At 65.2% G+C, this 26,173-nt stretch carries 28 protein-coding genes; 15 read left to right on the top strand and 13 right to left on the bottom strand.

All coding sequences use genetic code 11. From position 1 onward, the window contains the following. Positions 1–82: 82 nt before the first annotated feature. Positions 83–1,015 carry an ABC transporter ATP-binding protein gene (locus J2T47_RS15495; RefSeq protein ID WP_253448387.1) on the top strand — a complete coding sequence of 311 codons (933 nt, stop codon included), beginning with the start codon at positions 83–85 and terminating at the stop codon, positions 1,013–1,015. Next, a complete protein-coding gene (locus J2T47_RS15490; protein ID WP_253448384.1) occupies positions 1,012–1,791 on the top strand; it encodes an ABC transporter permease in 780 nt (259 codons plus the stop codon). The genes J2T47_RS15495 and J2T47_RS15490 overlap by 4 nt, the downstream gene beginning before the upstream one ends. A gap of 179 nt (positions 1,792–1,970) precedes the next feature. Here J2T47_RS15490 and J2T47_RS15485 read toward each other — a convergent pair whose 3' ends face one another. Then, on the bottom strand, positions 1,971–3,287 hold the full coding sequence (locus tag J2T47_RS15485) for a heavy metal sensor histidine kinase (protein WP_253448381.1): 1,317 nt from the start codon (positions 3,285–3,287) through the stop codon (positions 1,971–1,973). Beyond that, positions 3,284–3,964 (bottom strand): heavy metal response regulator transcription factor, encoded by a 681-nt coding sequence (locus J2T47_RS15480; RefSeq protein WP_253448378.1) that lies wholly within the window; start codon positions 3,962–3,964, stop codon positions 3,284–3,286. Before J2T47_RS15480 ends, J2T47_RS15485 begins: the two co-directional genes overlap by 4 nt. 126 nt (positions 3,965–4,090) lie before the next feature. On the opposite strand from J2T47_RS15480, the gene J2T47_RS29220 reads away from it, so the two are divergent. The 5 genes from J2T47_RS29220 (at position 4,091) to queF (ending at position 8,324) form a co-directional block, all read left to right on the top strand. After that, entirely contained in the window at positions 4,091–4,222 is a 132-nt protein-coding gene (locus J2T47_RS29220) for a co-regulatory protein PtrA N-terminal domain-containing protein (RefSeq protein WP_301295556.1), read from the top strand. 171 nt (positions 4,223–4,393) lie between these two features. After that, positions 4,394–4,945 carry a copper-resistant cuproprotein CopI gene (copI, locus tag J2T47_RS15475; protein ID WP_253448375.1) on the top strand — a complete coding sequence of 184 codons (552 nt, stop codon included), beginning with the start codon at positions 4,394–4,396 and terminating at the stop codon, positions 4,943–4,945. 10 nt (positions 4,946–4,955) lie between these two features. Continuing rightward, complete coding sequence (locus tag J2T47_RS15470; RefSeq protein ID WP_253449007.1) at positions 4,956–6,641, top strand: copper resistance system multicopper oxidase; 1,686 nt, start codon at positions 4,956–4,958, stop codon at positions 6,639–6,641. Between the two features lie 9 nt (positions 6,642–6,650). Continuing rightward, positions 6,651–7,358 (top strand): copper resistance protein B, encoded by a 708-nt coding sequence (locus J2T47_RS15465; RefSeq protein ID WP_253448372.1) that lies wholly within the window; start codon positions 6,651–6,653, stop codon positions 7,356–7,358. Between the two features lie 135 nt (positions 7,359–7,493). Further along, positions 7,494–8,324 carry an NADPH-dependent 7-cyano-7-deazaguanine reductase QueF gene (queF, locus tag J2T47_RS15460; RefSeq protein ID WP_253448369.1) on the top strand — a complete coding sequence of 277 codons (831 nt, stop codon included), beginning with the start codon at positions 7,494–7,496 and terminating at the stop codon, positions 8,322–8,324. An 82-nt stretch (positions 8,325–8,406) separates the two neighbouring features. Here queF and J2T47_RS15455 read toward each other — a convergent pair whose 3' ends face one another. The 3 genes from J2T47_RS15455 to J2T47_RS15445 all read right to left on the bottom strand — a co-directional run bounded on the left by J2T47_RS15455 (position 8,407) and on the right by J2T47_RS15445 (position 10,070). Continuing rightward, positions 8,407–8,670 (bottom strand): DUF4404 family protein, encoded by a 264-nt coding sequence (locus J2T47_RS15455; protein ID WP_024763885.1) that lies wholly within the window; start codon positions 8,668–8,670, stop codon positions 8,407–8,409. A gap of 78 nt (positions 8,671–8,748) precedes the next feature. Then, entirely contained in the window at positions 8,749–9,330 is a 582-nt protein-coding gene (locus J2T47_RS15450) for a phosphonate degradation HD-domain oxygenase (RefSeq protein WP_253448366.1), read from the bottom strand. Continuing rightward, positions 9,327–10,070: an HAD family phosphatase gene (locus tag J2T47_RS15445; RefSeq protein WP_253448363.1), complete on the bottom strand. Its 744-nt coding sequence runs from the start codon at positions 10,068–10,070 to the stop codon at positions 9,327–9,329. The genes J2T47_RS15450 and J2T47_RS15445 overlap by 4 nt, the downstream gene beginning before the upstream one ends. A 112-nt stretch (positions 10,071–10,182) precedes the next feature. Here J2T47_RS15445 and J2T47_RS15440 point away from each other — a divergent pair, with 112 nt between their 5' ends. From J2T47_RS15440 to rssC, 4 genes are all read left to right on the top strand, one after another. After that, the gene (locus tag J2T47_RS15440; RefSeq protein ID WP_253448360.1) at positions 10,183–10,899 is read left to right on the top strand and encodes a UTRA domain-containing protein; all 717 of its coding nucleotides are present in this window, start codon (positions 10,183–10,185) and stop codon (positions 10,897–10,899) included. A 169-nt stretch (positions 10,900–11,068) separates the two neighbouring features. Further along, positions 11,069–11,773 carry an MlaA family lipoprotein gene (locus J2T47_RS15435; RefSeq protein ID WP_253448357.1) on the top strand — a complete coding sequence of 235 codons (705 nt, stop codon included), beginning with the start codon at positions 11,069–11,071 and terminating at the stop codon, positions 11,771–11,773. A gap of 181 nt (positions 11,774–11,954) precedes the next feature. Then, positions 11,955–13,139 (top strand): two-component system response regulator RssB, encoded by a 1,185-nt coding sequence (gene rssB, locus J2T47_RS15430; protein ID WP_253448354.1) that lies wholly within the window; start codon positions 11,955–11,957, stop codon positions 13,137–13,139. Further along, entirely contained in the window at positions 13,136–13,618 is a 483-nt protein-coding gene (gene rssC, locus J2T47_RS15425; RefSeq protein WP_017517513.1) for an anti-sigma factor antagonist RssC, read from the top strand. The genes rssB and rssC overlap by 4 nt, the downstream gene beginning before the upstream one ends. A 74-nt stretch (positions 13,619–13,692) precedes the next feature. Here rssC and tal read toward each other — a convergent pair whose 3' ends face one another. Both tal and dusA read right to left on the bottom strand, forming a co-directional pair. After that, positions 13,693–14,613: a transaldolase gene (gene tal / locus J2T47_RS15420; protein ID WP_253448351.1), complete on the bottom strand. Its 921-nt coding sequence runs from the start codon at positions 14,611–14,613 to the stop codon at positions 13,693–13,695. 62 nt (positions 14,614–14,675) lie between these two features. After that, positions 14,676–15,668, bottom strand: a complete 993-nt coding sequence (gene dusA, locus J2T47_RS15415; protein WP_253448348.1) for a tRNA dihydrouridine(20/20a) synthase DusA — start codon at positions 15,666–15,668, stop codon at positions 14,676–14,678. 264 nt (positions 15,669–15,932) lie between these two features. Between dusA and J2T47_RS15410 the strand changes: the two genes are divergently transcribed. Then, positions 15,933–17,108 carry an O-antigen ligase family protein gene (locus J2T47_RS15410; RefSeq protein WP_253448346.1) on the top strand — a complete coding sequence of 392 codons (1,176 nt, stop codon included), beginning with the start codon at positions 15,933–15,935 and terminating at the stop codon, positions 17,106–17,108. Here the strand turns inward: J2T47_RS15410 and J2T47_RS15405 are convergent, their stop codons facing one another. Beyond that, the gene (locus J2T47_RS15405; protein ID WP_253448343.1) at positions 17,109–17,885 is read right to left on the bottom strand and encodes a hypothetical protein; all 777 of its coding nucleotides are present in this window, start codon (positions 17,883–17,885) and stop codon (positions 17,109–17,111) included. It lies immediately after the preceding gene. A 171-nt stretch (positions 17,886–18,056) separates the two neighbouring features. Here J2T47_RS15405 and J2T47_RS15400 point away from each other — a divergent pair, with 171 nt between their 5' ends. Beyond that, entirely contained in the window at positions 18,057–18,395 is a 339-nt protein-coding gene (locus J2T47_RS15400; RefSeq protein WP_253448340.1) for a hypothetical protein, read from the top strand. 64 nt (positions 18,396–18,459) lie between these two features. After that, on the top strand, positions 18,460–20,103 hold the full coding sequence (locus J2T47_RS15395) for a methyl-accepting chemotaxis protein (protein WP_437180985.1): 1,644 nt from the start codon (positions 18,460–18,462) through the stop codon (positions 20,101–20,103). Positions 20,104–20,187: 84 nt separating this feature from the next. On the opposite strand, the gene J2T47_RS15390 is transcribed toward J2T47_RS15395, so the two are convergent. The 5 genes from J2T47_RS15390 to puuE all read right to left on the bottom strand — a co-directional run bounded on the left by J2T47_RS15390 (position 20,188) and on the right by puuE (position 25,397). After that, on the bottom strand, positions 20,188–21,534 hold the full coding sequence (locus J2T47_RS15390; protein WP_253448334.1) for a nucleobase:cation symporter-2 family protein: 1,347 nt from the start codon (positions 21,532–21,534) through the stop codon (positions 20,188–20,190). Positions 21,535–21,986: 452 nt separating this feature from the next. After that, positions 21,987–23,321 carry a urate hydroxylase PuuD gene (locus tag J2T47_RS15385; protein WP_253448331.1) on the bottom strand — a complete coding sequence of 445 codons (1,335 nt, stop codon included), beginning with the start codon at positions 23,319–23,321 and terminating at the stop codon, positions 21,987–21,989. Between the two features lie 53 nt (positions 23,322–23,374). Then, positions 23,375–23,881 (bottom strand): ureidoglycolate lyase, encoded by a 507-nt coding sequence (locus tag J2T47_RS15380; protein WP_138214778.1) that lies wholly within the window; start codon positions 23,879–23,881, stop codon positions 23,375–23,377. 68 nt (positions 23,882–23,949) lie between these two features. After that, on the bottom strand, positions 23,950–24,465 hold the full coding sequence (gene uraD, locus J2T47_RS15375; protein ID WP_253448329.1) for a 2-oxo-4-hydroxy-4-carboxy-5-ureidoimidazoline decarboxylase: 516 nt from the start codon (positions 24,463–24,465) through the stop codon (positions 23,950–23,952). Then, positions 24,462–25,397 carry an allantoinase PuuE gene (gene puuE, locus J2T47_RS15370; protein ID WP_253448326.1) on the bottom strand — a complete coding sequence of 312 codons (936 nt, stop codon included), beginning with the start codon at positions 25,395–25,397 and terminating at the stop codon, positions 24,462–24,464. The genes uraD and puuE overlap by 4 nt, the downstream gene beginning before the upstream one ends. A 410-nt stretch (positions 25,398–25,807) precedes the next feature. On the opposite strand from puuE, the gene uraH reads away from it, so the two are divergent. Continuing rightward, positions 25,808–26,161 (top strand): hydroxyisourate hydrolase, encoded by a 354-nt coding sequence (gene uraH, locus J2T47_RS15365; protein WP_024763899.1) that lies wholly within the window; start codon positions 25,808–25,810, stop codon positions 26,159–26,161. Positions 26,162–26,173: the final 12 nt, after the last annotated feature.

Raw genomic sequence — 26,173 nt, 5'->3', positions numbered from 1 at the left:
GCAATCCTCGCGGCGTACCCTTATCAAGCAGGCCTTTTTCCAAAGACATGCGTCTTTCCACCGACTTGCAACGGGAATACCCATGAGTTCCGCGCTGTCCATCCGTCAACTGACGAAGACCTACGGCAACGGCTTCCAGGCCCTCAAGGGCATCGATCTGGACGTCGCCGAGGGCGATTTCTTTGCCTTGCTGGGCCCCAACGGTGCCGGCAAATCCACCACCATCGGCATCCTCTCCACCCTGGTGAACAAGACCAGCGGCACGGTCAACGTGTTCGGCCATGATCTGGACAAGGACCCGTACGGCTTGAAGCGCTGCTTGGGCGTGGTGCCCCAGGAGTTCAACTTCAACCAGTTCGAGAAGGTGTTCGACATTGTCGTCACCCAGGCCGGCTACTACGGCATCCCGATGAGCGTGGCCAAGGGCCGCGCCGAGAAGTACCTGACCCAGCTGGGCCTGTGGGACAAGCGCAACTCCGCCTCGCGCGAGCTTTCCGGCGGCATGAAGCGTCGCCTGATGATCGCCCGCGCGCTGGTGCACGAGCCGCGCCTGCTGATCCTTGACGAGCCCACCGCCGGGGTGGACATCGAGCTGCGTCGCTCGATGTGGAACTTCCTCACCGAACTCAACCAGGAAGGCATCAGCATCATCCTCACCACGCACTACCTGGAGGAGGCCGAGCAGCTGTGCCGCAACATCGCGATCATCGACCACGGCACCATCGTGGAGAACACCAGCATGCGCAAGCTGCTGAACAAGCTGCACGTGGAGACCTTCTACCTTGACCTGCAAGGCACCCTGAGCGCGGCGCCGAAGCTGGACGGCTACCCGGTGCGGCTGGTGGATGACCACACGCTGGAAGTGCAGGTGGACAAGTCGCTGGGCATCAACGGGCTGTTCGTCCAGCTCAACGCCCAGGGCCTGCAGGTGCTGAGCCTGCGCAACAAGAGCAACCGCCTGGAGGAACTGTTCGTGTCGCTGGTGGAGAAGAATCTGTCGAAGGTGGCGGTATGAGTCACGAACTGCGCGCCAACTGGGTCGCCCTCAACACCATCGTCTACCGCGAAGTCCGCCGCTTCCTGCGCATCTGGCCGCAGACCCTGCTGCCGCCGGCGATCACCATGGTTCTGTACTTCGTCATCTTCGGCAACCTGATCGGCCGGCAGATCGGCGACATGGGTGGCTTCACCTACATGCAGTACATCGTGCCGGGGCTGATCATGATGTCGGTGATCACCAACTCCTACGGCAACGTGGTGTCGAGCTTCTTCGGCAGCAAGTTCCAGCGCAACATCGAGGAACTGCTGGTGTCGCCGGTGTCGCCGCACACCATCCTCCTGGGCTTCGTCTGCGGCGGCGTGCTGCGCGGGCTGGCGGTGGGCGTGATCGTCACCATCCTGTCGCTGTTCTTCACCGACCTGCAGATCCACCACCTGGGCATCACCGTGCTGGTGGTGGTGCTGACCGCGGGGATCTTCTCCATGGGCGGTTTCGTCAACGCGGTGTTCGCGCGCAACTTCGACGACATCTCTATCGTCCCGACCTTCGTGCTGACACCGCTGACCTACCTGGGCGGGGTGTTCTACTCGATCACGCTGCTGCCGCCGTTCTGGCAGACCGTGTCGCTGGCCAACCCGATCCTGCACATGGTCAACGCCTTCCGCTACGGCATCCTCGGCGTGTCCGACATCCGTATCGGCACGGCGGTGGTCTTCATGCTGGTGGCGACCGTGCTGCTGTACCTCTTCTGCGTGCGCCTGCTGGTGAGCGGGCGCGGCATGCGGCAGTGAGCGCTTCGTCGCGTTGATGAAAAAGGCCCCGGTTGGGGCCTTTTTCTTTTCTGACATTTCGCGGCGGGTGAGTCCCCTTGTAGGAGCGAGCTTGCTCGCGAACCCGCCCAACGCTGGAGCTGCCGGTGAGTCCGTTCGCAAGCAAGAACTGGGCGTCCCCCTCGCTCCTACAAAAAGCGTTACTGCGGAAACTCGATAACGAACCGCGTCCACCCCTGCGCCGACTCGCAGCGAATCTCCCCGCCATGGGCGCGGACGATGGAACGGCAGATCGCCAGCCCCAGCCCGGCATGCTCCCCCTGGCCTTCGCGACGGGCCGGGTCGGCGCGATAGAAACGGTCGAACAGGCGCGGCAGGCGTTCGGCGGGAATCTCCCGCCCCGGGTTCTCCACGCTCAGGCGGCCCGGCTCCAGGCGTACGCGAATCTGCCCGCCGTCCGCAGTGAAGCGCAGGGCGTTGTCCAGCAGGTTGGCCAGCACCCGGCGCAGCAGCGCGCGGTCGCCCTGCACCGACAGCTCGCCGGCGCGCTCCAGGGCAATGGATTTTTCTTCCGCCAGCGGCCCGTAGAACTCCAGCAACTCGTCCACCTCGCCGGCCAAATCCAGCGGCTGGCTGCTGGGCGTGAGCAGGCCATGGTCGGCCTTGGCGAGGAACAGCATGTCGTTGACCATCGCGGTCAGCCGCTCCAGCTCTTCCAGGTTGCCGTGCAGCGCCTCGCGGTAGTCCTCCAGGCCGCGCGAGCGCGACAGCACCACCTGGGTCTGGGTCAGCAGCCCGGTCAGCGGCGTGCGCAGTTCGTGGGCGATGTCGGCGGAGAACGCCGACAGACGCTGGAAGGCTTCTTCCAGGCGCGCCAGCATGGCGTTCAGCTCGCCGGCCAGGCCGCGCAGTTCCTGCGGCATCTGCCCGGCGTCCAGACGGGTGGTCAGCGAGTGCGCGCTGACCTGCGCCGCCACCTCGCTCATGCGTCGCAGCGGGCGCAGGCTGGCACGGGCGGCCCAGGCGCCGAGCAGGGCGGTAGCCAGGGCGGAGAAACCCATGGTCATCCAGATCAGCCGCTGCATGCGTTGCAGGAAATGCTGGTGGTGGGTGATGTCGAGGATCAGCGTCAGTTGCGGGCCCCCGGGCTGACCGGCGTCCAGCGGGGCTTGCAGCTCGCGGTAGGTGGGGGCTTCGTCGCTGCTCATGTTCATTGCCGGCAACTGCCAGAACCAGGACTGGCCATCGGGCCCCTGCAGGCGCAGGCCGAGGTCGGGATGGCGACGCAGCTCGCGGCGCAGTTCCGCGGTGTGCGGGGGCAATTGTTCCGGGCCGCGAACATCGCCCAGCACGTCGCGGAAGATCGCCAGCTTGCCGGCCATCAACTGATGATCCAGCTCGATGAAGTGGGCTTCGCTGGCGCGGCTGAAGATGATCCCCGCCAGCAGCGACACCGCGGCAGTGCAAGCGGCGAACAGCAGGCTCAGGCGCAGGCCGAGGGACAGGCGCGCGCTCATGCTTCGCGCTCTTCCATCACGTAGCCCATGCCGCGCACAGTGTGGATCAGGCGCTGCGGGAAGTCGTCGTCGACCTTGGCGCGCAGGCGGCGGATGGCGACTTCGATGACGTTGGTGTCGCTGTCGAAATTCATGTCCCACACCTGGGATGCGATCAGCGACTTGGGCAGCACCTCGCCGCTGCGGCGCAGCAGCAGTTCCAGCAGGGCGAACTCCTTGGCGGTCAGGTCGATGCGCTTGCCGGCGCGTTGTACGCGGCGACGCAGCAGGTCCAGTTCGAGGTCCGCCAGCTGCAGGGTGGTTTCCTGCAGTTGCTGGCCACCGCGACGCAACAGCGTGCGCACGCGGGCCAATAGTTCGACGAAGGCGAAGGGTTTCACCAGGTAGTCGTCGGCGCCCAGTTCCAGGCCGCGCACACGGTCTTCCACGGCATCGCGGGCGGTGAGGAACAGCACCGGCACCGCGCTGCCTGCCTGGCGCAGCGCCTGGAGAATCTGCCAGCCATCGCGGCCGGGCAGCATCACATCGAGGATCAGCAGGTCATGTTCACCGGCCAGTGCCAGTTGCAGGCCTTCGTCGCCGTCGGCGGTCAGGTCGACGGCGAAGCCGGCCTCGCTCAGGCCCTGCTGCAGGTACTGGCCAATGCGCGGTTCGTCTTCGACGATGAGCAGTTTCATCCGGGTATCCATTGTGGCGCTCTGGGCGCAGCTGTCATCAGGGTAATGGGGCGGTCAGCGAACTGACAGTGTCGGCGTTACAGACTGGCGGCGTGTTCATTTTCCAGCGCCATCGAGGAGCTCGCCATGCACCTGATCATTTCCACGCTGTTCGCCGTGTTGTTGTTCCCCGCCGCGCCGGCACTGGCCGATGGAGGAGGGGACATCACCTTCCAGCGCATGCAGGAACAGGCCGCGACGGCGCGCCAGGCCTGCTGAACCCGATTCATTGTGGTGCCCCTTGCCCGCCCTTCGGCGGGCTTTTTTTCGCCCTCTTTATACCCCGCGCCGAACCGGATAGCGCCAAGCTGACAGAGTTGTAATCTTCCCGACAGCTAGCCCTCAGCTGCCGACAGCGACCATGGCCACAGACCTTAAAGGAGAGTCGCCATGTCCCTGCGTCATCTGCTCCAAGCCTCCGTCCTTGGCCTCGCCGCCGCCATCAGCCTGCCGGTCCTGGCCGATGCCGGGCACGCCTACGACTTCGGCAAGCCGGCCAAGGCCGCCCAGGCCACCCGCACCGTCGAGATCAAGCTGGGCGAGATGTTCTTCGAGCCGGAAAGCATCGACGTGAAGCCAGGTGAGACCGTGCGCTTCGTCATCCAGAACACCGGCAGCCTGCTGCATGAATTCAACCTGGGCAGCGCCGCGATGCACGCCGGCCACCAGCAGGAAATGCAGCAGATGATGGACTCCGGAATGCTCACCCCCACCGGCATGCAGCACGACATGAGCCAGATGGATCATTCGAAAATGGGCCATGGCGACCAGCCGATGGGCCAGATGATGAAGCACGACGACCCCAACAGCGTGCTGGTGGAGCCGGGCAAGACCGCCGAGCTGACCTGGACCTTCAGCAAGGCCACCAGCCTGGAATTTGCCTGCAACATCCCGGGGCACTACCAGGCCGGCATGGTCGGCAAACTGACCGTCAAGCCCTGAGCGCGCCATGATGATCCGCGCAAGGGAGTGGGCTCTGGGGGCGCTGCTGCTGGCACCGTTGGCGGTGCAGGCGGGGGTGTATGACCTGACGATAGGCGAGGGCGAGCTGAAGCTGTCCGACGGCGCCCGCAAGGCGCTCACGGTGAACGGCCGCACGCCCGCGCCGGAGCTGCGCTTCAAGGAGGGCGAGGACGTCGAGCTGCGTGTCACCAACACCCTCGACCGCGACACTTCGCTGCACTGGCACGGGCTGATCCTGCCCTACACCCAGGACGGCGTGCCGGGCATCAGTTTCCCCGGCATCAAGCCCGGCGAGACCTTCACCTACCGCTTCAGCGTGAAGCAGTCCGGCACCTACTGGTATCACGCCCACAGCGACTTCCAGGAAATCGAGGGGCTCTACGGCCCGCTGGTGATCGAGCCGAAGGCGCGGGAACCGTACCGTTACGACCGCGAGTACACCCTGCTGCTGGCCGACTGGCACGACACCCGCCCGGAAACCGTGTTCGCCAACCTGAAGAAGCAGAGCGACTACTACAACCGCAACCAGCGCACCCTTGGCGACTTCATCGCCGACTCCGGCGCCAATGGCTTCATGGCGACCCTGCGCGACCGCCTGGACTGGGGCGGCATGCGCATGACGCCGACGGACATCGCCGACATCACCGGCTTCCGCTTCCTGGTCAACGGCCAGGACAGCGAGCAGAACTGGACCGGCCTGTTCAGGCCCGGCGAACGGGTGCGCCTGCGCCTCATCAATGGCTCGGGCATGAGCTATTTCGACCTGCGCATCCCCGGCCTGAAGATGACCGTGGTGCAGGCCGACGGCAACGACGTGCAGCCGGTGACGGTGGACGAATTGCGCATCGCCGTGGCCGAGACCTACGACGTGATAGTCCAGCCGCAGGAAGACCGCGCCTACACCTTCTTCGCCGAAGCCATGGACCGCAGCGGCTACGCCCGCGCCACCCTGACGCCGCGCGCCGGATTGCAGGCCGAGGTGCCGGCGCTGCGCGAACGGCCCCTGCTGACCATGGCCGACATGGGCATGAACCATGAAGGCATGGACCGCAGTGGCATGGCGATGGCGGGGCAGGGTGCCGACTCTGGCGCTGGGGACATGGCCGGCATGGATCACTCCAGCATGGCCGGCATGGACCCTTCGCAGATGGCGGGCATGGATCACTCGGCCATGGCCGCGCCGAAGTCCGACTACGCACCGGGCAGCGGGCTGGCGCCGCAGCCGGCCGCGCCGGGCAACCGCCTGCTGGTCTATGCGGACCTCAAGGCCATGCGCCCCTATGCCGACTACCGCGCGCCGGACCGCACCATCGAGTTCCGCCTGACCGGCAACATGGAGCGCTACTTCTGGTCCATCGACGGCAGGAAGTACTCCGAGGCCGAGCCGATCCGCCTGACCTACGGCGAGCGCGTACGCATCCGCTTCGTCAACGACACCATGATGACCCACCCCATGCACCTGCACGGCATGTGGATGCAGCTGGACAAGGGCAACGGCCGCTTCAACCCGCTCAAGCACGTGGTCAGCGTGGCGCCGGGCAGCACCCTGGACGTCGACGTGCCCGCCGACGCACTGGGTGAATGGGCCTTCCACTGCCACCTGATCTACCACATGGCCGCCGGCATGATGCGCAAGGTCATAGTCGAGCCGGCCCCCGCCAGCGCCAGCCTCTGAGGAACCGCCATGAAACGCATAGCAACGGTGGCCTGCGCGGCGACCCTGGGCCTCGCCTTGCCCGCCGAAAGTGCCGAGATGGACGACATGCCCCTGGGCTCGCTGCTGATCCAGCGCCTGGAAAGCCGCTTCCACGGCAACGACCAGGCGCTGGGCTGGGAAGCCCAGGGCTGGTACGGCACCGACTACCAGAAGCTGCGCCTGAAGCTGGAAGGCGAGCGCGACGCCGGTGGCCCCACCACCGACAACGAAGTGCAGCTGCTCTATCAGCGCATGGTCGCGGACTTCTGGGACTGGCAGGTGGGCGTGCGTCACGACGACCAGCCGGGCCCGTCGCGCAGCTACGCCGTACTGGGCATCCAGGGCCTGGCGCCGCAGTGGTTCGAGGTGGACGCCAACCTGTTCCTCAGCGAGCGCGGCGATCCGTCCCTGCGCCTGGAGACCGAGTACGAACTGCTGCTGACCCAGCGGCTGATCCTCGAACCCTCGCTGGAGTACAACCTGGCGCTGGCCGATGACCGCGACACTGGCGTGGGTGCCGGTGGCAGCGAACTGGAGGCAGGCCTGCGCCTGCGCTACGAAGTGCGCCGGGAGTTCGCGCCGTACTTCGGCTACGTGTGGAACAAGACCTACGGCCGCAGTGGCGATATCGCCCGTGCCGAGGGCGAAGATCAGGAGGAGGGCTACTGGGTCGCCGGCGTGCGGATGGGGTTCTGACGCACCAACGGCTCGCTCCTACAGGGAAACCGCTTGGCCCGGCTCGTCCGCGAGCTGCTGAAAGGACCGGCGGATTTGTATACACTCGCCGCCTCGCGCCACCACCCGCATTGCCGATCCAGCAGGTCATCCCCCATGCAGCATCCCGCCGAACACTCGCCCCTGGGCAAATCCAGCGAATACGTCTCCAGCTACGCGCCGGAGCTGCTGTTCCCGATCTCCCGCACCACCAAGTGGGCGGAGCTGGGCCTGACCGCGGAAACCCTGCCGTACCAGGGCGTGGACCTGTGGAACTGCTATGAGCTGTCCTGGCTGACCGACTCGGGCAAGCCGGTGGTGGCCATCGGCGAGTTCTCGATCCCGGCGCAGTCGCCGAACATCATCGAGTCCAAGTCCTTCAAGCTCTACCTCAATTCGCTGAACCAGACCGCCTTCGACAACGCCGAAGCCGTGCGCGCGGTGATGGAGCGTGACCTGTCCGCTGCTGCCGGCGCGCCGGTGGGCGTGCGTGTGCGTGGTCTGGACGAAGTGGCGAGCGAAGGCGTGGCAGTCATCGAAGGTACCTGCGTCGATGACCTGGACATTGCAGTGCAGAGCTACGATCACCCGCGCCCGGAACTGCTGCGCTGCGACGACACCCGTCGTGTCGACGAAGTGCTCTACAGCCACTTGCTCAAATCCAACTGCCCGGTCACCGGCCAGCCGGACTGGGGCACCCTGGTCGTGGAGTACAACGGCCCGGCGCTGGATGCCGCGAGCCTGCTGGCCTACGTCGTGTCCTTCCGCCAGCACCAGGACTTCCACGAGCAGTGCGTCGAGCGCATCTACCTCGACCTGCAGCGTCTGCTGCAGCCGACCCGCCTGACCGTCTACGCGCGTTATGTGCGCCGTGGCGGGCTGGACATCAATCCCTACCGCAGCAGCGAAGCGGTGCAGCCGGACAATCGCCGGCTGGTGCGCCAGTAAGGCTCGGTGCGCCTGCAAAACGCGGATACGAAAAACCCGGCCGAAGCCGGGTTTTTCACGTCTAGGGGCGGCGAACCAGGGCTCAGATCCCCATGTTCGCCAGACTCTGCACGATGGAGCGCAGCGTGCCGGCCAGCGTCGGGTGGCTCGCCTCGAAGCGCTCCACGGCCAGGTTGACGTTGTCCATCAGGGTCTCGTCGGCCAGCGCCTCTTCGTTGGCCAGCTGCAACTCGATGTCCTTGATCAGCGCTTGCAGCGATTCGCGCTCTTCCGCGTTCAGCGGCGGCTGACGTTCCAGCTGGTCGCGCAGGGCCTGGAGTTCTTCCTGGAGGCGTTGTGTCGGCATGGTGGTGTCCTTCTGCGATACGTACCCAAAGATGGACCTCGCCCAGCGGGGAAAAGGTCCATCGCCATGCCTTTGAGCTTAACCCGCCGCGCGCACCCTTGCCTGATGCCGATCAATTCGCAGAAGACGTTCGAGCAGCGGGAAGAAGTGCTCCAGCTCCGGCGTGCGCATGGCCGGGTCCTTGCCCAGATCGTCCAGCCGGCGCAGGGTCAGCGCGTCCTGGGAGAAGGGCGCGTTGAGGAAGGCGCTGGAGCCGCGCTCGTCGAACGGCCCGCCCTGCAGTGCCAGGCTCTGCCGTGAAGCCCAGGACAGGCCGGCGTGGTAGGCCGGATCGACCGCGCAGAGGTAGCGCTTGGCGGCCACATGCAGGCGGATCGGCTGCCAGACGGATTCGGGCAGCAGCTCGCGCAGCAGGTTGGCGCCGAACTCCTCGTGGCGCTGGTCCTGTTCATCGATCAGCTGCGGGTCTTCGTAGAGGTGGCCGATGTCGTGGAGCAGGGCGGCGATCACCAGGCTGTCGGAACAACCGGCGCGCTCGGCCAGGGTGGCGCACTGCAGCGCGTGCTCGGCCTGGCTGACAGCCTCGCCGTAAGGCTCGGCGCCGTGGCTGGCGAAACGCTCGGCCAGTTCGTCGAGGAAGCGGTGGCGCTCTTGCTTCATGGCTTTTCTCCTTTCAGGCGGCGGCCGGCGATGTCCTGCAGGCAGGAATCCAGCTCGCCCAGATGATCGATCACCGAGTGCACGCCGAGGCGGTACAGGCCCAGCGTCGCCTGGGCGCGCAGGCGGTCGCGGTCGAGGTTGCCGAGGGCGTCCCAGTCTCCCGGCGCGTGGCCGCAAAGGGGGCCGCTGGTGGCCAGGCCGATGGTCCACAGGCCGGCGTTGAGGCCCGCCTGGAGCAGGCGCGGCTGGCCGCTGACCAGCACGCAGCCGTCCAGGTGCGGGCTGTCCAGCTGCATCAGCGCCTGCCAGCAGGAATCCGGCGCGGGCCATTGGCGCCCGGCGATGTCCAAACCGGTGGCGAGGCGGTCGTCGAGGGCGGTGGCCAGGTGCAGCGCAGTGGCGCCGGGCAGCTCATCGAGCCAGGCGCAGGGCACACCGCGCTGGTGCAGCGTCTGCAGGGCGTCGAGGGCCCCGGGAGTGGCTTCGGCGTGGGCCTGGGCGGCGGCGTCCAGGGCGGACTGGAAGCGGTTGCGCTCCTGGGGCTCGGCACGGCGGCCCAGGGTAAGGTCCAGCGCGTCCTGCGGGGGCAGGGCGAGTGCGCTGATCAGGCGTTCCGGCGGACAATCGGGGCAGGTGCGTTGCAGGGCAACCGGCAGCGTCCTTGCGCCGAAGTCCACCAGGTCGCCCGACAGTCCGAACAGCAGGGTCGTGAAGCGCGGAAGGTCGGCGGTTGCAGGCATGGTGGGCTTTTCTGGTAATTGGTCTAGGCCAGATTAGCGGGCCAATGTGACGGTCCGATGAAGTCCGCCGCCATGCCGTTATAATCGCCGCGCCTTATTGCGGAACATGCCCATGCCGGTCGAACCTACGCCTCACTACCTGCGCATCCGCGACCAACTGGCGCAGGACATTGCCAATGCCGCCCTGAGCCAGCGCCTGCCCGCCGAGCGCGAGCTGGCGGAGCGCTTCGGCTGCACCCGCGTGACCCTGCGCGAGGCGCTGCAGCAACTGGAGACCGAAGGGGTGCTGTACCGCGAGAACCGCCGGGGCTGGTTTGTCTCGCCACCGCGCATTCGCTACAACCCGACGCGGACCACGGGCTTCATGGATTACGTCGAGGCCCAGGGCCGCGTGCCGCGTACCGAGGTGCTGGCTGCCGAACGCCGCGCGGCCGGGCCGGCGTTGGCGCGGCGCATGGGGGTGGCTGAAGAGGCCGAGGTATTCCGCATCCTGCGCCGCCGCTGGGTCGACGAGCGGCCGGTGATGCTCGAGGAAATCACCCTGGACGCCAGCTGGTGCGCAGGCCTGCTCGATCATGGGCTGGATACCTCGCTCACCCGCGTGCTGCGCGAGGAACTGGGGCTGAGGCTGTCTCGTTCCGAGCTGGCCATGCACTCCACGGCGCTGGTGGAGGCGCGGGCAACGCCGCTGCAACTGACACCGGGCTCGCCAGGGCTGTACGTGGAGCGCTCCAGCTATGTGGAAGACGGCCGGCTGGTGGAGTGGGACCAGGAGTTCTGGCGCTCCGATGCGCTGGAAATTGTCATCGACGCACGGTATCCCGACTGAAGTGGCACTATGCTTTCAATTGCAAGCAAGCGAAACGGCATCCTGTGCCCCTGAATCGAAATCCTGTGAGATCGGTTCGGGTCTGCAAAACCGTTTCGCCTCTATATACTCTGCCCGCATAGCGCGGCCGCCATGGCTGGCCCGATTCACATTCACTGGAGAATTCCCGATGCGCCCACTAGGCGTCCAATGGACGAAACGCTGCTTCAGCCTGCTCGCCGCCGCTGGCCTTGCCACCCTCCCGTTCCTGGCCCAGGCTGCCAGCGAAGACGACCCGTGGGAAAGCGTCAACCGCCCGATCTTCACCTTCAACGACACCCTGGACACCTACGCGCTCAAGCCGCTGGCCCAGGGGTACCAGTACGTCACGCCGAACTTCGTGCAGGATGGCGTGCACAACTTCTTCGGCAACATCGGTGACGTGAAGAACCTGGTCAACAACCTGCTGCAGTTGAAGTTCCGCGACGCCGGCGTGGACACCAGCCGCCTGCTGTTCAACACCACCTTCGGCCTCGCTGGCGTCTTCGACGTGGCCACCCACATGGGCCTGCGCCGCAACGACGAAGACTTCGGCCAGACCCTCGGCCATTACGGCGTGGGCAGCGGCCCTTACGTGATGCTGCCGCTGCTGGGCCCGAGCACCCTGCGCGATGCACCTTCGCTGATTCCGGATGCCTACACCGGCCCGTATCCGTACATCGACAATGTGCCGGTGCGTAACAGCATGCGTGCCGTGGACGTGGTCGATACCCGCGCCGACCTGCTCAAGTCGGAGAAGCTGATCAGCGGCGACAAGTACACCTTCATCCGCAACGCCTACCTGCAGAACCGCGAGTTCAAGGTCAAGGACGGCGAGGTCGAAGACGACTTCTGATCGGCCTTGCACACAGACCTCTCCTGTCCTCCAGCCCGCGCCATTCGTGGTGCGGGCGGCGCCTGCTTGAACCCTTGAGCGGATGGGAGTAGTGTCTGCGCCTTGTCGCGACCGACCCGCGCCGCTGTTCCCTAGAATGAGCGCCAAACCACAACCCCGGCGCCGTTTGCCTGGATGACCCATGCACAAAGCCAGTGCCTCGCTGCTGATTATCGATGACGACGACGTCGTCCGCGAAAGCCTCGCCGCCTACCTGGAAGACAGCGGATTCAAGGTCACACAGGCCACCAACGGCCTGGAAGGCCTGAAAGTCTTCGAGCACGAACTCCCCGATCTGGTGATCTGCGATCTGCGCATGCCGCAGATGGACGGCCTCGAGCTGATCCGTCGCGTCACCGAGATGGCGGTGGAAACCCCGGTGATCGTGCTGTCCGGTGCCGGTGTCATGAGCGACGCCGTCGAGGCCCTGCGCCTGGGCGCCGCCGACTACCTGATCAAGCCGCTGGAAGACCTTGCCGTCCTGGAGCACTCGGTACGCCGTGCCCTGGACCGCGCTTTCCTGCGCTCGGAAAACCGCCGCTACCGCGAGAAGCTGGAAACCGCCAACCGCGAGTTGCAGGCCAGCCTGAACCTGCTCCAGGAAGACCAGAACGCCGGTCGCCAGGTGCAGATGAACATGCTGCCGGAGACGCCGTGGGAATCTGAAGGCCTGGCCTTCTCCCACCAGATCATCCCGTCGCTGTACCTGTCGGGGGACTTCGTCGACTACTTCCGCGTGGACGCCCGCCGCATCGGCTTCTATCTGGCCGACGTTTCCGGCCACGGTGCTTCGTCCGCCTTCGTCACCGTGCTGCTGAAGTTCATGACCACGCGGCTGCTGTACGAGTCCAAGCGCAACGACATGTTGCCGGAGTTCAAGCCGTCGGACGTTCTCGGCCACATCAACCGCGGGCTGATCAACTGCAACCTGGGCAAGCACGTGACCATGCTGGGTGGCGTGATCGACCTGGAGACCGACCGTCTGACCTACAGCATTGGCGGCCACCTGCCGCTGCCTGTGCTCTATGTCGACGGCGAAGCCCGCTACCTGGAAGGCCGTGGCCTGCCGGTGGGGCTGTTCGACGAAGCGACTTACGAGGATCATGTCCTCGATCTACCCAAGTCCTTCAGCCTTTCCCTGTTCTCGGACGGAATTCTCGACGTCCTTCCGGGGGCTACGCTGAAGGAAAAGGAGACGGCCCTGCCCGAGCAGGTCGTCGCCGCCGGCGGAACCCTGGATGGCCTGCGCCAAGTCTTCGGACTGGCCAAGTTGTCCGAGATGCCGGATGATATTGCCTTGCTGGTGTTGAGCAGGAACCTTGCATGAGTACCGGTAAAATCCAGTTCGCCGAGCAGGATGGCTCATTTGTCCTGAAGTTCGTGGGCGAAGTCCGACTGACCCTGTGTTCGGCGCTGGATGCCACCATTGAAAAAATCTTCGCCGCGTTGAATTTCTCGGCGATCATCATCGATCTCACGGAAACCCAGAGCATCGACAGCACCACGCTGGGCCTCCTGGCGAAGCTGTCCATTCTCTCGCGGCAGAAGGTCGGTCTGTTGCCCACGCTGGTCACCACCAATGCGGACATCACCCGGCTGCTGCAATCGATGGGCTTCGATCAGGTGTTCAACATCGTTGATCGCCCGATTCCGTGCTCGGATTGCCTGACCGATCTGCCTCCCCAGGATCAGTCCGAGGAGGTGGTGCGCGGCAAGGTGCTCGAAGCCCACCGTATCCTGATGGGCCTGAATGAGACCAACCGCGAGGCCTTCCACGATCTGGTGAGCGCGCTGGAGCGTCACTGATTCGTTGAGCCCCAAAACAAACCGGCGCCCTGGGGCGCCGGTTTTTTTTGCTCGTCCGAAGCTTTCTGCCGCGATCAGCGGCCGGCAAGCAGCGCCTCGAGTTTCTCCTGGTCGCGGGCGAACAGGCGGATGCCTTCGGCCAGCTTCTCGATACCCATGGCGTCTTCGTTCATCTGCCAGCGGAAGGCACTCTCGTCCAGCACCTGGCGAGCCTCGCCGCCGCCGGGCTGCAGCGCGCGCGGCAGTTCGCCTTCGGAATCGGCCAGCTGTTGCAGCAGGTCCGGGCTGATGGTCAGGCGGTCGCAGCCGGCGAGTTGCTCGATCTGCCCGAGGTTGCGGAAGCTGGCGCCCATTACCACGGTCTCGTAGCCGTTGGCCTTGTAGTAGCGATAGATGCGCGAGACGGATTGCACGCCTGGGTCTTCCGCGCCGACGTAGTCGCGGTTGTTGGCCTTCTTGTACCAGTCATAGATGCGCCCGACGAAGGGCGAGATCAGGAATACGCCGGCGTCGGCGCAGGCCGCGGCCTGGGCGAAGGAGAACAGCAAAGTCAGGTTGGTCTGGATGCCTTCGCGCTCTAGCTGCTCGGCGGCGCGAATGCCTTCCCAGGTGGAAGCGATCTTGATCAGCACCCGCTCGCGGCCGATGCCCTGCTGGTCGTACAACTCGATCAGACGGTGCGCGCGCTGCAGCGTGGCTTCGGTATCGAAGGACAGGCGGGCGTCCACTTCGGTGGAGATGCGCCCCGGAATCAGACCCAGAATGTCCTTGCCTACGGCGACGGCGAAGCGGTCGCAGGCGAGGCCGGCGTCACCCTGCGCGCCTTCGGTGGCGCGGGCCAGGTGCTCGGTGTAGCGGGGCAGGGCGGCGGCCTTCAGCAGTAGCGACGGGTTGGTGGTGGCATCCACCGGCTTCAGGCGGGCAATGGCATCGAAATCGCCGGTATCGGCGACAACCGTGGTGTACTGCTTGAGTTGTTCCAGCTTGGAGGTCATGGCGCGTCTTCCATAGAGAGTGCATCGACCTTACCCGAGGCCGATGCAACGCTCAACGGGACTCAGTGACCGGCGAGAAGTTCTCCGGCCTGATCGAGCAAGCCGAGGGAATCCTTGGTCTTGTGGACGTCCACCGAGAGCAGCTGGCGGAAGCGTCGGGCCCCCGGGAATCCCTGCGCCAGGCCAAGCACGTGGCGGGTTACGTGGTGCATCGCGCCGCCCTCGGCGAGGTGTCGCTCGATGTAGGGGCGCATCCGCGCCAGGGCTTCGGCGCGGGTGATGGCCGGCTGCTCGGAGCCATACAGCGCGGCGTCCATCTGGGCCAGCAGATAGGGATTGTGATACGCCTCGCGACCGAGCATCACGCCGTCGAACACCTGCAGGTGCTCACGGCATTCCTCCAGGGTCTTGATGCCGCCGTTGAGGACGATTTCCAGTTCGGAGAAATCGCGCTTGAGCTGTGCAGCGATGTCGTAGCGCAGCGGCGGGATCTCCCGATTTTCCTTGGGCGACAGGCCTTCGAGGATGGCGATACGCGCGTGCACGGTGAAGCTGCGGCAGCCGGCGTCGCGCACCTGGCCGACGAAGTCACAGAGTTCTTCGTAGCTGTCGCGGCCGTTGATGCCGATGCGGTGCTTGACCGTCACCGGTATCGCTACCGCATCGCGCATGGCTTTCACGCAATCCGCCACCAGTGCCGGATGAGCCATCAGGCAGGCGCCGATCATGTTGTTCTGCACGCGGTCGCTGGGGCAGCCGACGTTCAGGTTCACCTCGTCGTAGCCTGCGGCTTCGGCCATCTTCGCCGCCGCCGCCAGGTCTGCCGGGTTGCTGCCGCCCAGTTGCAGCGCCAATGGGTGCTCGCACTCGTCGTGGCGCAGGAAGCGCGCGGCATCGCCATGCAGCAGGGCGCCGGTGGTGACCATTTCGGTATAGAGCAGTGCGTGGCTGGACAGCTGGCGCAGGAAGAACCGGCAATGGCGGTCAGTCCAATCCATCATCGGCGCCACGGAGAAGCGGCGGGAGGGCTCGGGGCGCAGGGGCTGGTGGTTCATGGCATCGTCAACTTGAAAGCCCGGCCCCGGTTGGTCGTCTCGGAGGCTGGTCGGTAAAAAGGGGCGACAGTTTACCCTTCGGTCGCGGGGGCTGCACGCCGGATGCCAGCCGTCCGCCTGTATGTCGGGCAATTGTTTCAGCAGATTGCAGGCGCCGTGTATAGTGCCGCGTCAGTCTGAGCGAGCCTTGCACACGTTATGCAGATCCAACGAATTGCACAGGGATTGAAAGTAGTAGGTGTAGTTCTCGCGGGCCTCCTGCTGGTGAGTCTACTGGTCGGGCGATTCTGGTGGCCCACCGACTCGGGCAACTGGGAAAAGAGCCTGCGGTTGATGACGGCGTTGTCCGTCCTGGCATGTTCGGTTGCCCTGCTTCGTGAGCGGGCGCGCTGGATGTCGGTGCTCGTCCTGTTGTTCGGCCTGTTCTGGCTGGGCTTGCTGGCCAACGCGCTGGCCGCGAACTCTTCCAGCTCGGTGCGCCAGTTGCTGATGATCCTGCTGTTCAGCCTGGTGGTCATCGCAGTGGGCGGCAAGGACGGCCGGTTCTGGCGTGTCGTGCTGAGCGCGGGGGCACTTGCCGGTGCTGGTTTCGCGACCTTCTCGATGCTGCACAAGGCCCAGTTAGGCGAGTTTTCCCTTGCCTACCGAACCATGAATATTCATGACTCCGGCGTTCCGGGCATTGCCGACTTCGGCATCACGATCGAGGCGGGCATGAACTATGCCTTCAGCTTCATCGTCGCACTCTGGCTCGCCGTGCGCAGTCGTCGCTGGCCGATGATCTCGTTGTGGTCGCTGTGTGCGTTGCTGCAGGGCATCTATATCTACTTCACCTTCTCCCGGGCTGCGTGGATGGCCGCGTTGATCGGTGCCGTGGTGCTGGTTCTGGTGGCTACCCAGGGGCGCGTGCGCAGGCTGGCGCTGGGGCTGATCGGATTGGGCGGGGTTGCTGCGGTCGTCGGCGGCTATCACCAGTTGGCCTACGAATTCGGTTCGCGGGGCCTGACCCATCGGGACGAGGTCTGGCAGACGGTCATCGAGCGCGTGGGGGAGCACTGGTGGTTCGGCCATGGGGCGCATTCGGTGCTGGGCGATGTGGTGCTCAGCACCGGGCAGGTGGTGCACAATCCCCATAGCCTCTACCTGGAAGTGCTGTATCAGTTTGGCGGAGTCGGGTTGGCGTCGCTGCTGGTGATGCTGCTGGCCAGTCTGTGGACGCTCTGGCGCAGTCGCGCGGGCATGGCGCCACTGTGGTTCTCGGTGCTTTCGGCGTCGACGGTCGTGTTCATGGTGGAGATGCACTTCTTCATCGCGGCGCCGAACGTTGTCTGGATGTGGCTGTGGCTACCGCTGGCCGGAGCCCTGGGCGCTGCATCCGATCAAGTCCGGGCGCCTCGCAAGGCGCCGGTTTCTCCGGGACTGGAGGTACAGCCCGTCTGATCAGGCGGGACTGAGCAGGCGGCGCCAGCCGCTTGCCCTGGCCTTGGTGCGACGACCCTGCGCGGCGCGCTCGACCGGTTCGAATACGACGTTGAACAGCCGGCGGTAGTGGCCTTCCGGGCAGCTCAGTTTCTCCACGCCGTGCCAGGCGTTCTCGGTGTTCTTGAACAGGAAGCTGCGGTTGTCGCGGATATCGCAGCCTATCGCCTGCGCGAAGTCGGCCAGGTCAGGGTTGTCCTGCTGCACCTTCTTGTCCTTCAGCACCAGGATCGAGCCGCCCCACTCGGGGAGCCAGTCGGCCGAGGTGTTGAAGTAGAAGATGTGGGTGCCGAGCTTGGTATAGCTGTCGCGGTGCGGCGACACTTCGGAGCCGGCGACGCCAACGTGCCAGGCGAAACGCACGACGAAATCGTCCACGCCGAGCATGCGCTTGGCAAAGGCGGCGTACTCGGAGTTGCCCTGCAGTTCCAGCATGAACTGTTGCCAGACCACCGGCAGGTCGCTCAATGCAACCACGCCTTCACTGCCAGCCTCGCGGTTGTTGTAGATCGACTGCTCGTACGCCAGGTAATAGCGGTTGTGGGGGCGCTGTCCGTACGCGCGCTCGATGCCGTTGTGCTTCTCGAACATGGCCAGGCTGGGGAAGTCGTCGTACAGCGCCTGGAAGGCTTCCGGTCGCAGGACATCCTGGAACGAGAACCAGGGGAAGGGTTGCTGGAGCGTAAAGTCTTCCGTGGCGAAATCGCGCAGCATGCGATCGTCGAGAAACAGCGACATGTGGGTTGCCTTGAATCGGGAGGGAGGGGCGGGCGAATGTCATTCGGCAGATATGGCACTCCGCCATCTTCTGTAGTTTAGTTGTTACTGATTATTTCCGTCCAGATACGAACTGCCCGGGCTGGGGGCGGGTGCTAACCTCAGGCCTTCATTCCACGGGGGAGTCAGCCGATGAAGCTGCGAGTGACACTGCTCTGTGCGCTGCTGGCGGGCTGCACGTCGCCGGGCGCGTTGAAGGAAGAGGCGCCGGCGCTGCGGCTGGAGAGTGGCAGGTCGCCTTCGGTCTACATGACCTGCCTGTTGCCGAAATGGCAGTCGATACGTGCGTCGGCGACGGTGAAGGAAATCCGCTTTGGCTACCGGCTGCTGATCCCCGCCGCATCCGGCGATACCGCCGAGGTGCTGCTGGAGGCGACGGCGGCGGACAAGGGCAGTGATGTTGTGCTCCATCGACGCCATGCGCCGAGTCCGGACGATGCGATCACGCTGGCTGCACGCAGCTGCCTGTAGCGACTCAAGCATCGCCTCGTCTACCACTAAGGAACGATAGCCGTCGCTCGAAGCAGGCGGCCTAATGGCTCTGACAAGAATAATCGGGCTCCCCGGCAGCGTGCCTGCGCTGCGCAGCGGTCGGGCCCGCCTGAAGAGAGCCGCCGCCATGGATATCGCGCGTCCGCGTATCGTCCTCATCCTTACCCTGCAGACTTGCGGCCTGGTGCTGCTGTTCATCGCCCAGGCGCTGGGCGGCTGGCCGCTGTCGTTGTGTCTGCTGCTGGCCGCGGTGCTGCTCTGGGGGCCCTGGTTCATTCGCGAGGGGGCGGCTCCGGCCAGTGCGCTGGCGGTGTTGCCGGATGTCGCCGAGCTGACCCGCGAGCTGTCCCAGGGCACCAGTCGCAATGCGCTGTCCGCTGCTGGGGTGTCCTTCTCGGTACAGCGCCTGGTGGAGAAGCTGGAGTCCCAGGTAGTGGCCGCCGAGCAGATCGTCGGCAGCGCCGAGGTGATGATCCACACCGAGCGCGCCACTTCGAACCTGGCCCGCCAGGCGAAGGAGGCCGCCACGCTCGCCCGCGCCGGCAGTGACAGCGGGCGCAGCGAGCTGCAGGCCGCCATCGATTGCATGCGCCAGTTGAGCCAGCGCGCCAGCGCCAGCCGTGCGCTGATCGAGACATTGAACGCGCGCAGCGAGGATATCCAGCGGGTCACCCAGGTGATCCAGTCGATTGCCAGCCAGACCAACCTGCTGGCCCTCAACGCAGCCATCGAGGCGGCGCGGGCCGGCGAGCACGGCCGTGGTTTCGCCGTGGTGGCCGAGGAGGTTCGTGGCCTCGCCGGGCGCACCGCCGAGGCCACCGACGAGGTCGGGCAGATGATCGAGGACATCCAGCGCCAGACCGGCGAGGTGGTGGAGCAGATTCGCCAGCTCACCGATGACCTGGGCCTGGGCGTCAGCCAGGTGGAGAGCACCGGGCGGCAGTTGCAGGATATCGCCGGACTTGCCGCGACCGTGGAAACCCAGATCACCGAGATCGCCGAGGGCGCGGAGATCAACCGCAACCAGCTGGACAGCCTGTTCGCCGCCGTGGAACAGGTGCGCGGCGATCTGCGCGCCAGTGATGAGCAGACCCACCGTCTGGCCGACGCCGCCATGCAGCTGGAAAGCCAGGCGGAAACCATCAGCGAGCGCCTCGCCGAAGTGGCGCTGGATGACTATCACCAGCGCGCCTACGACCTCGCCCGCGCCGGCGCCCAGGCCATCGGCGCGAAGTTCGAGGCGGACATGGAGAACGGCCGGATCGGCTTCGACGACCTGTTCGACCGCGATTACCAGCCGCTGCCCGGCACCCGCCCGCAGAAATTCCGCACGCGCTTCGACCGCTATACCGACGAGGTGCTGCCGCGTATCCAGGAAGACCTGCTGCAACGCCACGAAGGGCTGGTGTTCGCCATCGCCTGCACCGCCGAGGGCTATGTGCCGACACACAACCAGGCGTTCAGCCATCCGCCGAGCGGCGACCTGCAGGTGGACATGCTCAAGAGTCGCAGCAAGCGCCTGTTCAATGACCGCACCGGCGTGCGCTGCGGCAGCCACAACCAGCCGATGCTGCTGCAGACCTACTGCCGCGATACCGGCGAGCTGATGCACGATCTTTCGGTGCCGATCTATGTGCGCGGTCGCCAGTGGGGCGGGCTGCGTCTGGGCTACCGACCGGAAGCCTGAGCCCCGGATCGCAGGCGAAAAAAAGCCGCGAAGGAGTTGGACGCGGCTTGGTGCGGGCGTCCGGGAGACGCCCGCGAAAACGACTCAGTGATGCCCGCAGAGGGCGTCGCGGCCTTGCTCGCCGAGGATGTTGAAGAGGATGTTCAGCACCACGGCCCAGATCGCGGTCATGGCGATGCCGCTGTGGGTGATCGGCTCCATCCACTGGGGCAGGGCGGCGAAGAAGTCCGGACGCACCACCGGCACCATCCCCATGCCAATGCTCACCGCCACCAGCAGCTGGTTGCGGCGGTCGACGATGTCCGCTTCGTGGAGGATGCGGATACCGCTGGCGGCGACCATGCCGAACATGGCGATGCCGGCGCCACCGAGTACTGCCGGCGGAATCGAGGCGACCAGGAAGGCGGCCTTGGGCAGCAGCGACAGGGCGATCAGGAACAGCGCGGCGGCGGCGGTGACGTAGCGGCTGCGCACGCCGGTCATCTGCACCAGACCGATGTTCTGGGCGAACGAGGAATGGGTGAAGGTGTTCATGAAGCCGGCGACGAACGAAGCGCTGGCGTCGCACAGCAGGCCGCGGCGCAGGCGGTTGGGGCAGATTTCGGTGTCGGTGATCTTGCCCAGGGCGAGGAACATGCCGGTGGACTCGACGAAGATGATCACCACCACCAGGCACATGGACAGTACCGGCGCGAGATGGAATTCCGGCGCGCCAAAGTGCAGCGGGGTGACCACGTCGAACCACGGACGCTGCTCGATGCCGTCGAGGCTGACCATGCCCATGCTGGCGCCGATGATGTAGCCCAGCAGCATGCCGATCAGTACCGAGACGTTGACCCAGAAGCCCTTCATGAAACGGTTGATCAGCAGGATCACCGCCAGCACGAAGGACGACAGGGCGAGGTATTCAATGGCGCCGAAATTGGCCGCGGCCTTGCCGCCACCAGCCCAGTTGATCGCCACCGGGAACAGGCACATGCCGATGGAGGTGATCACGGTGCCGGTCACCAGCGGCGGGAAGAAACGCACGATGCGGCTCATGAACGGCGCGATGAGCATGCCGAAGAAGCCCGCGGCTATAGTCGCGCCGAAGATGCCGGTCATGCCCACGCCGGGCATCCCGGCCATGGCGACCATGCTGCCGACGGCGGCGAAACTGGCGCCCATCATCACCGGCATGCGAATGCCCACCGGGCCGATGCCCAGCGATTGCACGAGCGTGGCGATGCCGGCGACCAGCAGGTCGGCGTTGATCAGGAAGGCGATTTCCTCACGGGAGAGACCGGCGGCCTGGCCGACGATCAGCGGGACGGCGACGGCGCCGCCATACATCAGGAGAACGTGCTGAAAGCCGACCAGCAGCAGTTGCAGCAAGGGCAGACGCTGGTCGACGGGCGAGCCGGTATGGGAGCGCTCAGTTACCACGGACATGCAACACCTCGGTTTTTATTGTTGTCAGTCGCTGGTTGCCGGACGGGCACGACAACCGGGAAGTACTGGCCGATCTCACCCCCGGGGCCGAGCGGGTGAAGCGGTGCGGGACTTTATAAACGCGATGTGTATTACGTTCAATCGATTTTTGTATACAACTCGTCGGTCACGTTTTGTCTCCATGGTGCTGCGTGGCTCTAGGCCGCGTGTTTCCTGGTGTTGGCATTTTTGTAGCCATTGGTCGAGTGGACTACATATTTTGTTTCAGGGGCATTTGTTCCGGCGGAAAGCAATCGCGGACAGAGTCCGCTCCTACGCCAGGTTTGGCATTCGCGTGGGAGCGGACTTCGTCCGCGATCGGTTCGATATCCGCGCCATGGTGGGCACACGTCATCTCGCGGGCATAAAAAAACCGCACCCGAAGGTGCGGTTTTCCTGGCCGTGCCGCAGGCTCAATTAACCTGGGCGCCTCGGGAGATCCAGTCGCCGACGAGCTTGCGCTCTTCCGGGGTCATCTGGGTGATGTTGCCCAGCGGCATCACCTGCGAGGCCACGGCCTGCGCCTGGATGCGCGGGGCGAGCTGCTGGATCTGCTGCGGGGTGTCGAACATCACGCCAGCCGGCGCGGTGCTGAACAGGTTGCTGGTCGGCTTGGCCGAGTGGCACACGGCGCAGCGTTCCTGGATGACGTGGTGGACCTTGTCGAAGCCTTCGGTCGAGCCGGCCGTGGAAGCCTGTGCCGGAGCAGCCTGGGCTTGCTGGGCAGCGGCAGCCTTGGCGGCTTCCTCGTCCTTGGCGCGTTCGGCCGGGGTCTTGCCGCCGATGGCAGTTTCCGGCAGCGGCTGGTACTCCACCTTCGCCGGCTGGGCGCTGGCAGTGGTGTCACTGCTGGGGAAGTTCGGGCCGGTGACGAACGCCAGGGCGATCATGCCGACGGCGCCGGCGGGCAGGGCCCAGGCCATGCCGTTGCCATTGTGGCGGGTGTTGAAGTAGTGACGCACGATCACCGCCAGCGCCGCGATGCAGGTCAGGATCAGCCAGTTGTAGTGGCTGCCGTAGGTGCTCGGGAAGTGGTTGCTGATCATGATGAACAGCACCGGCAGGGTGAAGTAGTTGTTGTGGCGCGAACGCAGCAGGCCCTTGGCCGGCAGTACCGGATCGGGCTCGCGGCCTTCCTCGATGGCCTTAACCAGCGCGCGCTGGGCCGGCATGATCACACGGAACACGTTGCCCACCATGATGGTGCCGATGATGGCGCCCACGTGCAGGTACGCACCGCGACCGCTGAACACCTGGCTGAGCAGGTAGGCGGCGAGGACCAGCAGGCCGAACAGGATGGCGCCGAGCAGGGCGGGCTTCTTGCCCAGCGGCGAGTCGCACAGGGTGCTGTAGACGAACCAGCCGGCGATCAGCGAGCCGATGCCGATGGCCACGGCGGCAGCCGGAGCCAGGTCGCTGCCCGGAGCGATCAGGTACAGGGTCGGGTTCAGGTAGAACACGATGGTCAGCAGGCAGACACCCGACATCCAGGTGGAGTAGGCCTCCCATTTGAACCAGTGCAGGTTGTCCGGCATTTTCGGCGGGGCGAGCTTGTACTTCTCCAGGTGGTAGATGCCGCCACCATGGATCGCCCAGAGGTCACCGGAAAGCCCTTCGCGCGGGTTAGCGCGGTTGAGGTTGTTTTCCAGCCAGACGAAGTAGAACGAGGCGCCGATCCACGCGATACCCACGATCATGTGGATCCAGCGGACCAGCAGGTTCAGCCATTCGATGAGATGTGCTTCCACAGTTTTTTACCTCTTGCCCGGGCATCGCCGTCGCGCTGCGCGGGCCTCTCTTATTAGTTCGCTTGGGGGTCGAGGAGGAGCTGTTCGTCCTCGGTGAAGAAATGCTCGTCGCAGTTGTTGCCAGAACCGCTGCGATCGACCACCAGGAAGTCATCCCGCTTTTCGATCGTCAGCACCGGGTGGTGCCAGACGCCGCGGTGGTAATTGACGCCCTGCTTGCCGTTGGACAGGAAAGCGCGGGCGAGACCCGATACAGGTACATCGCCAACTGGCGCGACCACGATCAGAAACTGGTTGCCGAGCAGCGGAATGAACGCCTGGCTGCCCTGCGGGTGACGTTCCAGCATGCGGATGCGCAGCGGCATCTCCAGGGATTCGGCGCTGAAGATGCTGATGATCGCCTTGTCATCGGGCTGCGCCGTTTCGACGGTGGCGAGCTTGTGATAACGGCGGGTGGAGCCGTTGTTGATCATGAAGAAATCACTGCCTTCGGTTTCGATGACATCACCGAACGGGGCGAAGGCTTCCTTGGTCAACGGCTCGATCTTCAGGGTACGCATGGCTGGTCTTCTTATATCGTTGTTCACATTGGCCCCGACACTGGGAAGGGGAGTGAAGGTCCGCTCGCTCAGAGTTGCTGCAGGCGGAACATCGCGATCTTGTTGATCTCCGCCAGGGCAGTCTGGAACTCCTGCTCCGGCGTGTTGTGGATGCGCTCTTCGAACGCCGCGAGGATCTGGTGGCGGTTGCTGCCCTTCACGGCCTTGATGAAGGGGAAGCCGAACTTGGCCTTGTAGGCGTCGTTGAGTTCAGTGAAGCGGGCGAACTCCTCGGCGGTGCAGTCCTGGATGCCGGCGCCGGCCTGTTCGGCGGTGCTGGAGGCAGTCAGTTCGCCGCGCACGGCGGCCTTGCCGGCGAGGTCCGGGTGAGCGTTGATCAGCGCCAACTGCGCTTCATGGCTGGCGGACAGAAGGATGTCGGCCATGCGCTGCTGCAGCAGTTCGATGTCGTTCAGGCTGTCGTCGACGCCCAGGTCATAGGCTTTCTCGGCGACCCACGGGGAGTGCTCGTAGATGTCGGCGAAGGCGGTAACGAATGCCGCGCGGTCGAGGCTGGCCGGGGTCAGGGTCTGGAAGCGGCTCATGCCTGGTTCTCCTGCGCTTTGAACGGGTGGTTCTCGTGCCAGTGCTTGGCGATGTCGACGCGGCGGGCGATCCACACCTTCTCGTGACCCTTAACGTACTGGATGAAACGCTCCAGCGAGGCCATACGCGCCGGACGGCCGAGCAGGCGGCAGTGCATGCCGATCGACAGCATCTTCGGCGCGCCCTCGGCACCCTCGGCGTAGAGCACGTCGAAGGCGTCTTTCAGGTATTCGAAGAAGTCGTCGCCCTTGTTGAAGCCCTGCACCTGGGTGAAGCGCATGTCGTTGGTGTCCAGGGTGTAAGGGATCACCAGGTGCGGCTTCTCGGCGGTGCTCGCCGGGTCCCAGTAGGGCAGGTCGTCGTCGTAGGTATCGGAGTCGTAGAGGAAGTTGCCGTCCTCGCGGACGATGCGCCGGGTGTTCGGGCCCAGGCGGCCGGTGTACCAGCCCTGCGGGCGCTGGCCGGTCAGCTCGGTGAGGATGCGCACGGCCTCGAACATGTGCTCGCGCTCCTGCTCCGGGTCCATGTACTGGTAGTCGATCCAGCGGTAGCCGTGGCTGCAGATCTCGTGGCCGTCGGCGACCATCTGGCGGATCGCCTCCGGGTGGCGCTGGGCGGCCATGGCCACGGCGAACACGGTCAGCGGCAGGTCGTGTTTGCGGAACAGCTTGAGCAGGCGCCACACGCCGGCACGGCTGCCGTATTCGTACAGCGATTCCATGCACATGTTGCGCTCGCCCTTGAGCGGCTGGGCGGCCACCATCTCGGAGAGGAAGGCTTCGGATTCGGCATCGCCATGGAGGATGTTGCGCTCGCCGCCTTCTTCATAGTTGAGGACGAAGGACAGGGCGATGCGCGCATCGTTCGGCCAGTGCGGGTGGGGAATGTTGTTGCCGTAACCGATCAGGTCGCGTGGGTAGTCAGCGCTCACTGCAGTGTTCCTTCTTGTGGTTGGCGGTCGGCGCCGGGTCGGTGGACTGTGCGCTGCCGTTGATGGGTGCATTGTATACAAAATGTGGGGCGGTCTGTAAATACAATCTGCGCAACGGTCGTTTCATTCCATTCGTCAGCGTGCGTTAGCGCGTGGAGGCCGGGTGTGCCCTGTCCTGGCACGGGCTCGGCGGGCTTTGCGAGGCGTTGTGCGCCTGCTGCCTGGAGGGCGCCTGAGGTGCTTTTTGGCAGTTTGAATCAGTTTTTTGTATACAATCAATTGTGCCGATGGGTATATTCGCTTCACCCAAACGCCCCCGCGGGCTGCATCGATGGCGGCCCGCTCATTCGCATCAACAAGACAGAGGAGGAAGGTGTCGGCCGGCTCCGCCGCAGGACACCGATAAGCCCATGGGACGCCTGACCACCCACGTACTGGATTCCGCCCACGGCTGCCCCGGCCACGGCATCAAGATCGAGCTGTTCCGCGTCGAAGGCCAGCAGCTGGAGCTGATCGCCACCCGCGTGACCAACGACGACGGCCGCTGCGACGAGCCGCTGCTGCAGGGCGAGGATTTCCGCGCCGGTGTCTACCAGCTGCTGTTCAATGCCGGCGACTACTACCGTGCCCGTGGCGTCGAACTGCCCCAGCCGGCGTTCCTCGACCAGGTCGTGCTGCGCTTCGGCATCGCCTCGGAAAGCGACCACTACCACGTGCCGCTGCTGATCTCCCCCTACAGCTATTCCACCTACCGCGGCAGCTAGTCCCCGCCCGTA

This window comes from Pseudomonas nitroreducens, assembly GCF_024170165.1.
Classification (GTDB): Bacteria; Pseudomonadota; Gammaproteobacteria; order Pseudomonadales; family Pseudomonadaceae; genus Pseudomonas; species Pseudomonas nitroreducens_C.
Note: the sequence above shows the minus strand (reverse complement) of the source record. Positions and strands in the feature narration are given on the sequence as shown.

What these genes read in the sequence shown, in the direction of transcription:
- J2T47_RS15495 (WP_253448387.1), top strand. Translation starts at nt 83, where the DNA reads ATGAGTTCCGCGCTGTCCATCCGTCAACTGACGAAGACCTACGGCAAC.
- J2T47_RS15490 (WP_253448384.1), top strand. Translation starts at nt 1,012, where the DNA reads ATGAGTCACGAACTGCGCGCCAACTGGGTCGCCCTCAACACCATCGTC.
- J2T47_RS15485 (WP_253448381.1), bottom strand. Translation starts at nt 3,287, where the DNA reads ATGAGCGCGCGCCTGTCCCTCGGCCTGCGCCTGAGCCTGCTGTTCGCC.
- J2T47_RS15480 (WP_253448378.1), bottom strand. Translation starts at nt 3,964, where the DNA reads ATGAAACTGCTCATCGTCGAAGACGAACCGCGCATTGGCCAGTACCTG.
- J2T47_RS29220 (WP_301295556.1), top strand. Translation starts at nt 4,091, where the DNA reads ATGCACCTGATCATTTCCACGCTGTTCGCCGTGTTGTTGTTCCCCGCC.
- copI (WP_253448375.1), top strand. Translation starts at nt 4,394, where the DNA reads ATGTCCCTGCGTCATCTGCTCCAAGCCTCCGTCCTTGGCCTCGCCGCC.
- J2T47_RS15470 (WP_253449007.1), top strand. Translation starts at nt 4,956, where the DNA reads ATGATCCGCGCAAGGGAGTGGGCTCTGGGGGCGCTGCTGCTGGCACCG.
- J2T47_RS15465 (WP_253448372.1), top strand. Translation starts at nt 6,651, where the DNA reads ATGAAACGCATAGCAACGGTGGCCTGCGCGGCGACCCTGGGCCTCGCC.
- queF (WP_253448369.1), top strand. Translation starts at nt 7,494, where the DNA reads ATGCAGCATCCCGCCGAACACTCGCCCCTGGGCAAATCCAGCGAATAC.
- J2T47_RS15455 (WP_024763885.1), bottom strand. Translation starts at nt 8,670, where the DNA reads ATGCCGACACAACGCCTCCAGGAAGAACTCCAGGCCCTGCGCGACCAG.
- J2T47_RS15450 (WP_253448366.1), bottom strand. Translation starts at nt 9,330, where the DNA reads ATGAAGCAAGAGCGCCACCGCTTCCTCGACGAACTGGCCGAGCGTTTC.
- J2T47_RS15445 (WP_253448363.1), bottom strand. Translation starts at nt 10,070, where the DNA reads ATGCCTGCAACCGCCGACCTTCCGCGCTTCACGACCCTGCTGTTCGGA.
- J2T47_RS15440 (WP_253448360.1), top strand. Translation starts at nt 10,183, where the DNA reads ATGCCGGTCGAACCTACGCCTCACTACCTGCGCATCCGCGACCAACTG.
- J2T47_RS15435 (WP_253448357.1), top strand. Translation starts at nt 11,069, where the DNA reads ATGCGCCCACTAGGCGTCCAATGGACGAAACGCTGCTTCAGCCTGCTC.
- rssB (WP_253448354.1), top strand. Translation starts at nt 11,955, where the DNA reads ATGCACAAAGCCAGTGCCTCGCTGCTGATTATCGATGACGACGACGTC.
- rssC (WP_017517513.1), top strand. Translation starts at nt 13,136, where the DNA reads ATGAGTACCGGTAAAATCCAGTTCGCCGAGCAGGATGGCTCATTTGTC.
- tal (WP_253448351.1), bottom strand. Translation starts at nt 14,613, where the DNA reads ATGACCTCCAAGCTGGAACAACTCAAGCAGTACACCACGGTTGTCGCC.
- dusA (WP_253448348.1), bottom strand. Translation starts at nt 15,668, where the DNA reads ATGAACCACCAGCCCCTGCGCCCCGAGCCCTCCCGCCGCTTCTCCGTG.
- J2T47_RS15405 (WP_253448343.1), bottom strand. Translation starts at nt 17,885, where the DNA reads ATGTCGCTGTTTCTCGACGATCGCATGCTGCGCGATTTCGCCACGGAA.
- J2T47_RS15400 (WP_253448340.1), top strand. Translation starts at nt 18,057, where the DNA reads ATGAAGCTGCGAGTGACACTGCTCTGTGCGCTGCTGGCGGGCTGCACG.
- J2T47_RS15395 (WP_437180985.1), top strand. Translation starts at nt 18,460, where the DNA reads ATGGCTCTGACAAGAATAATCGGGCTCCCCGGCAGCGTGCCTGCGCTG.
- J2T47_RS15390 (WP_253448334.1), bottom strand. Translation starts at nt 21,534, where the DNA reads ATGTCCGTGGTAACTGAGCGCTCCCATACCGGCTCGCCCGTCGACCAG.
- J2T47_RS15380 (WP_138214778.1), bottom strand. Translation starts at nt 23,881, where the DNA reads ATGCGTACCCTGAAGATCGAGCCGTTGACCAAGGAAGCCTTCGCCCCG.
- uraD (WP_253448329.1), bottom strand. Translation starts at nt 24,465, where the DNA reads ATGAGCCGCTTCCAGACCCTGACCCCGGCCAGCCTCGACCGCGCGGCA.
- uraH (WP_024763899.1), top strand. Translation starts at nt 25,808, where the DNA reads ATGGGACGCCTGACCACCCACGTACTGGATTCCGCCCACGGCTGCCCC.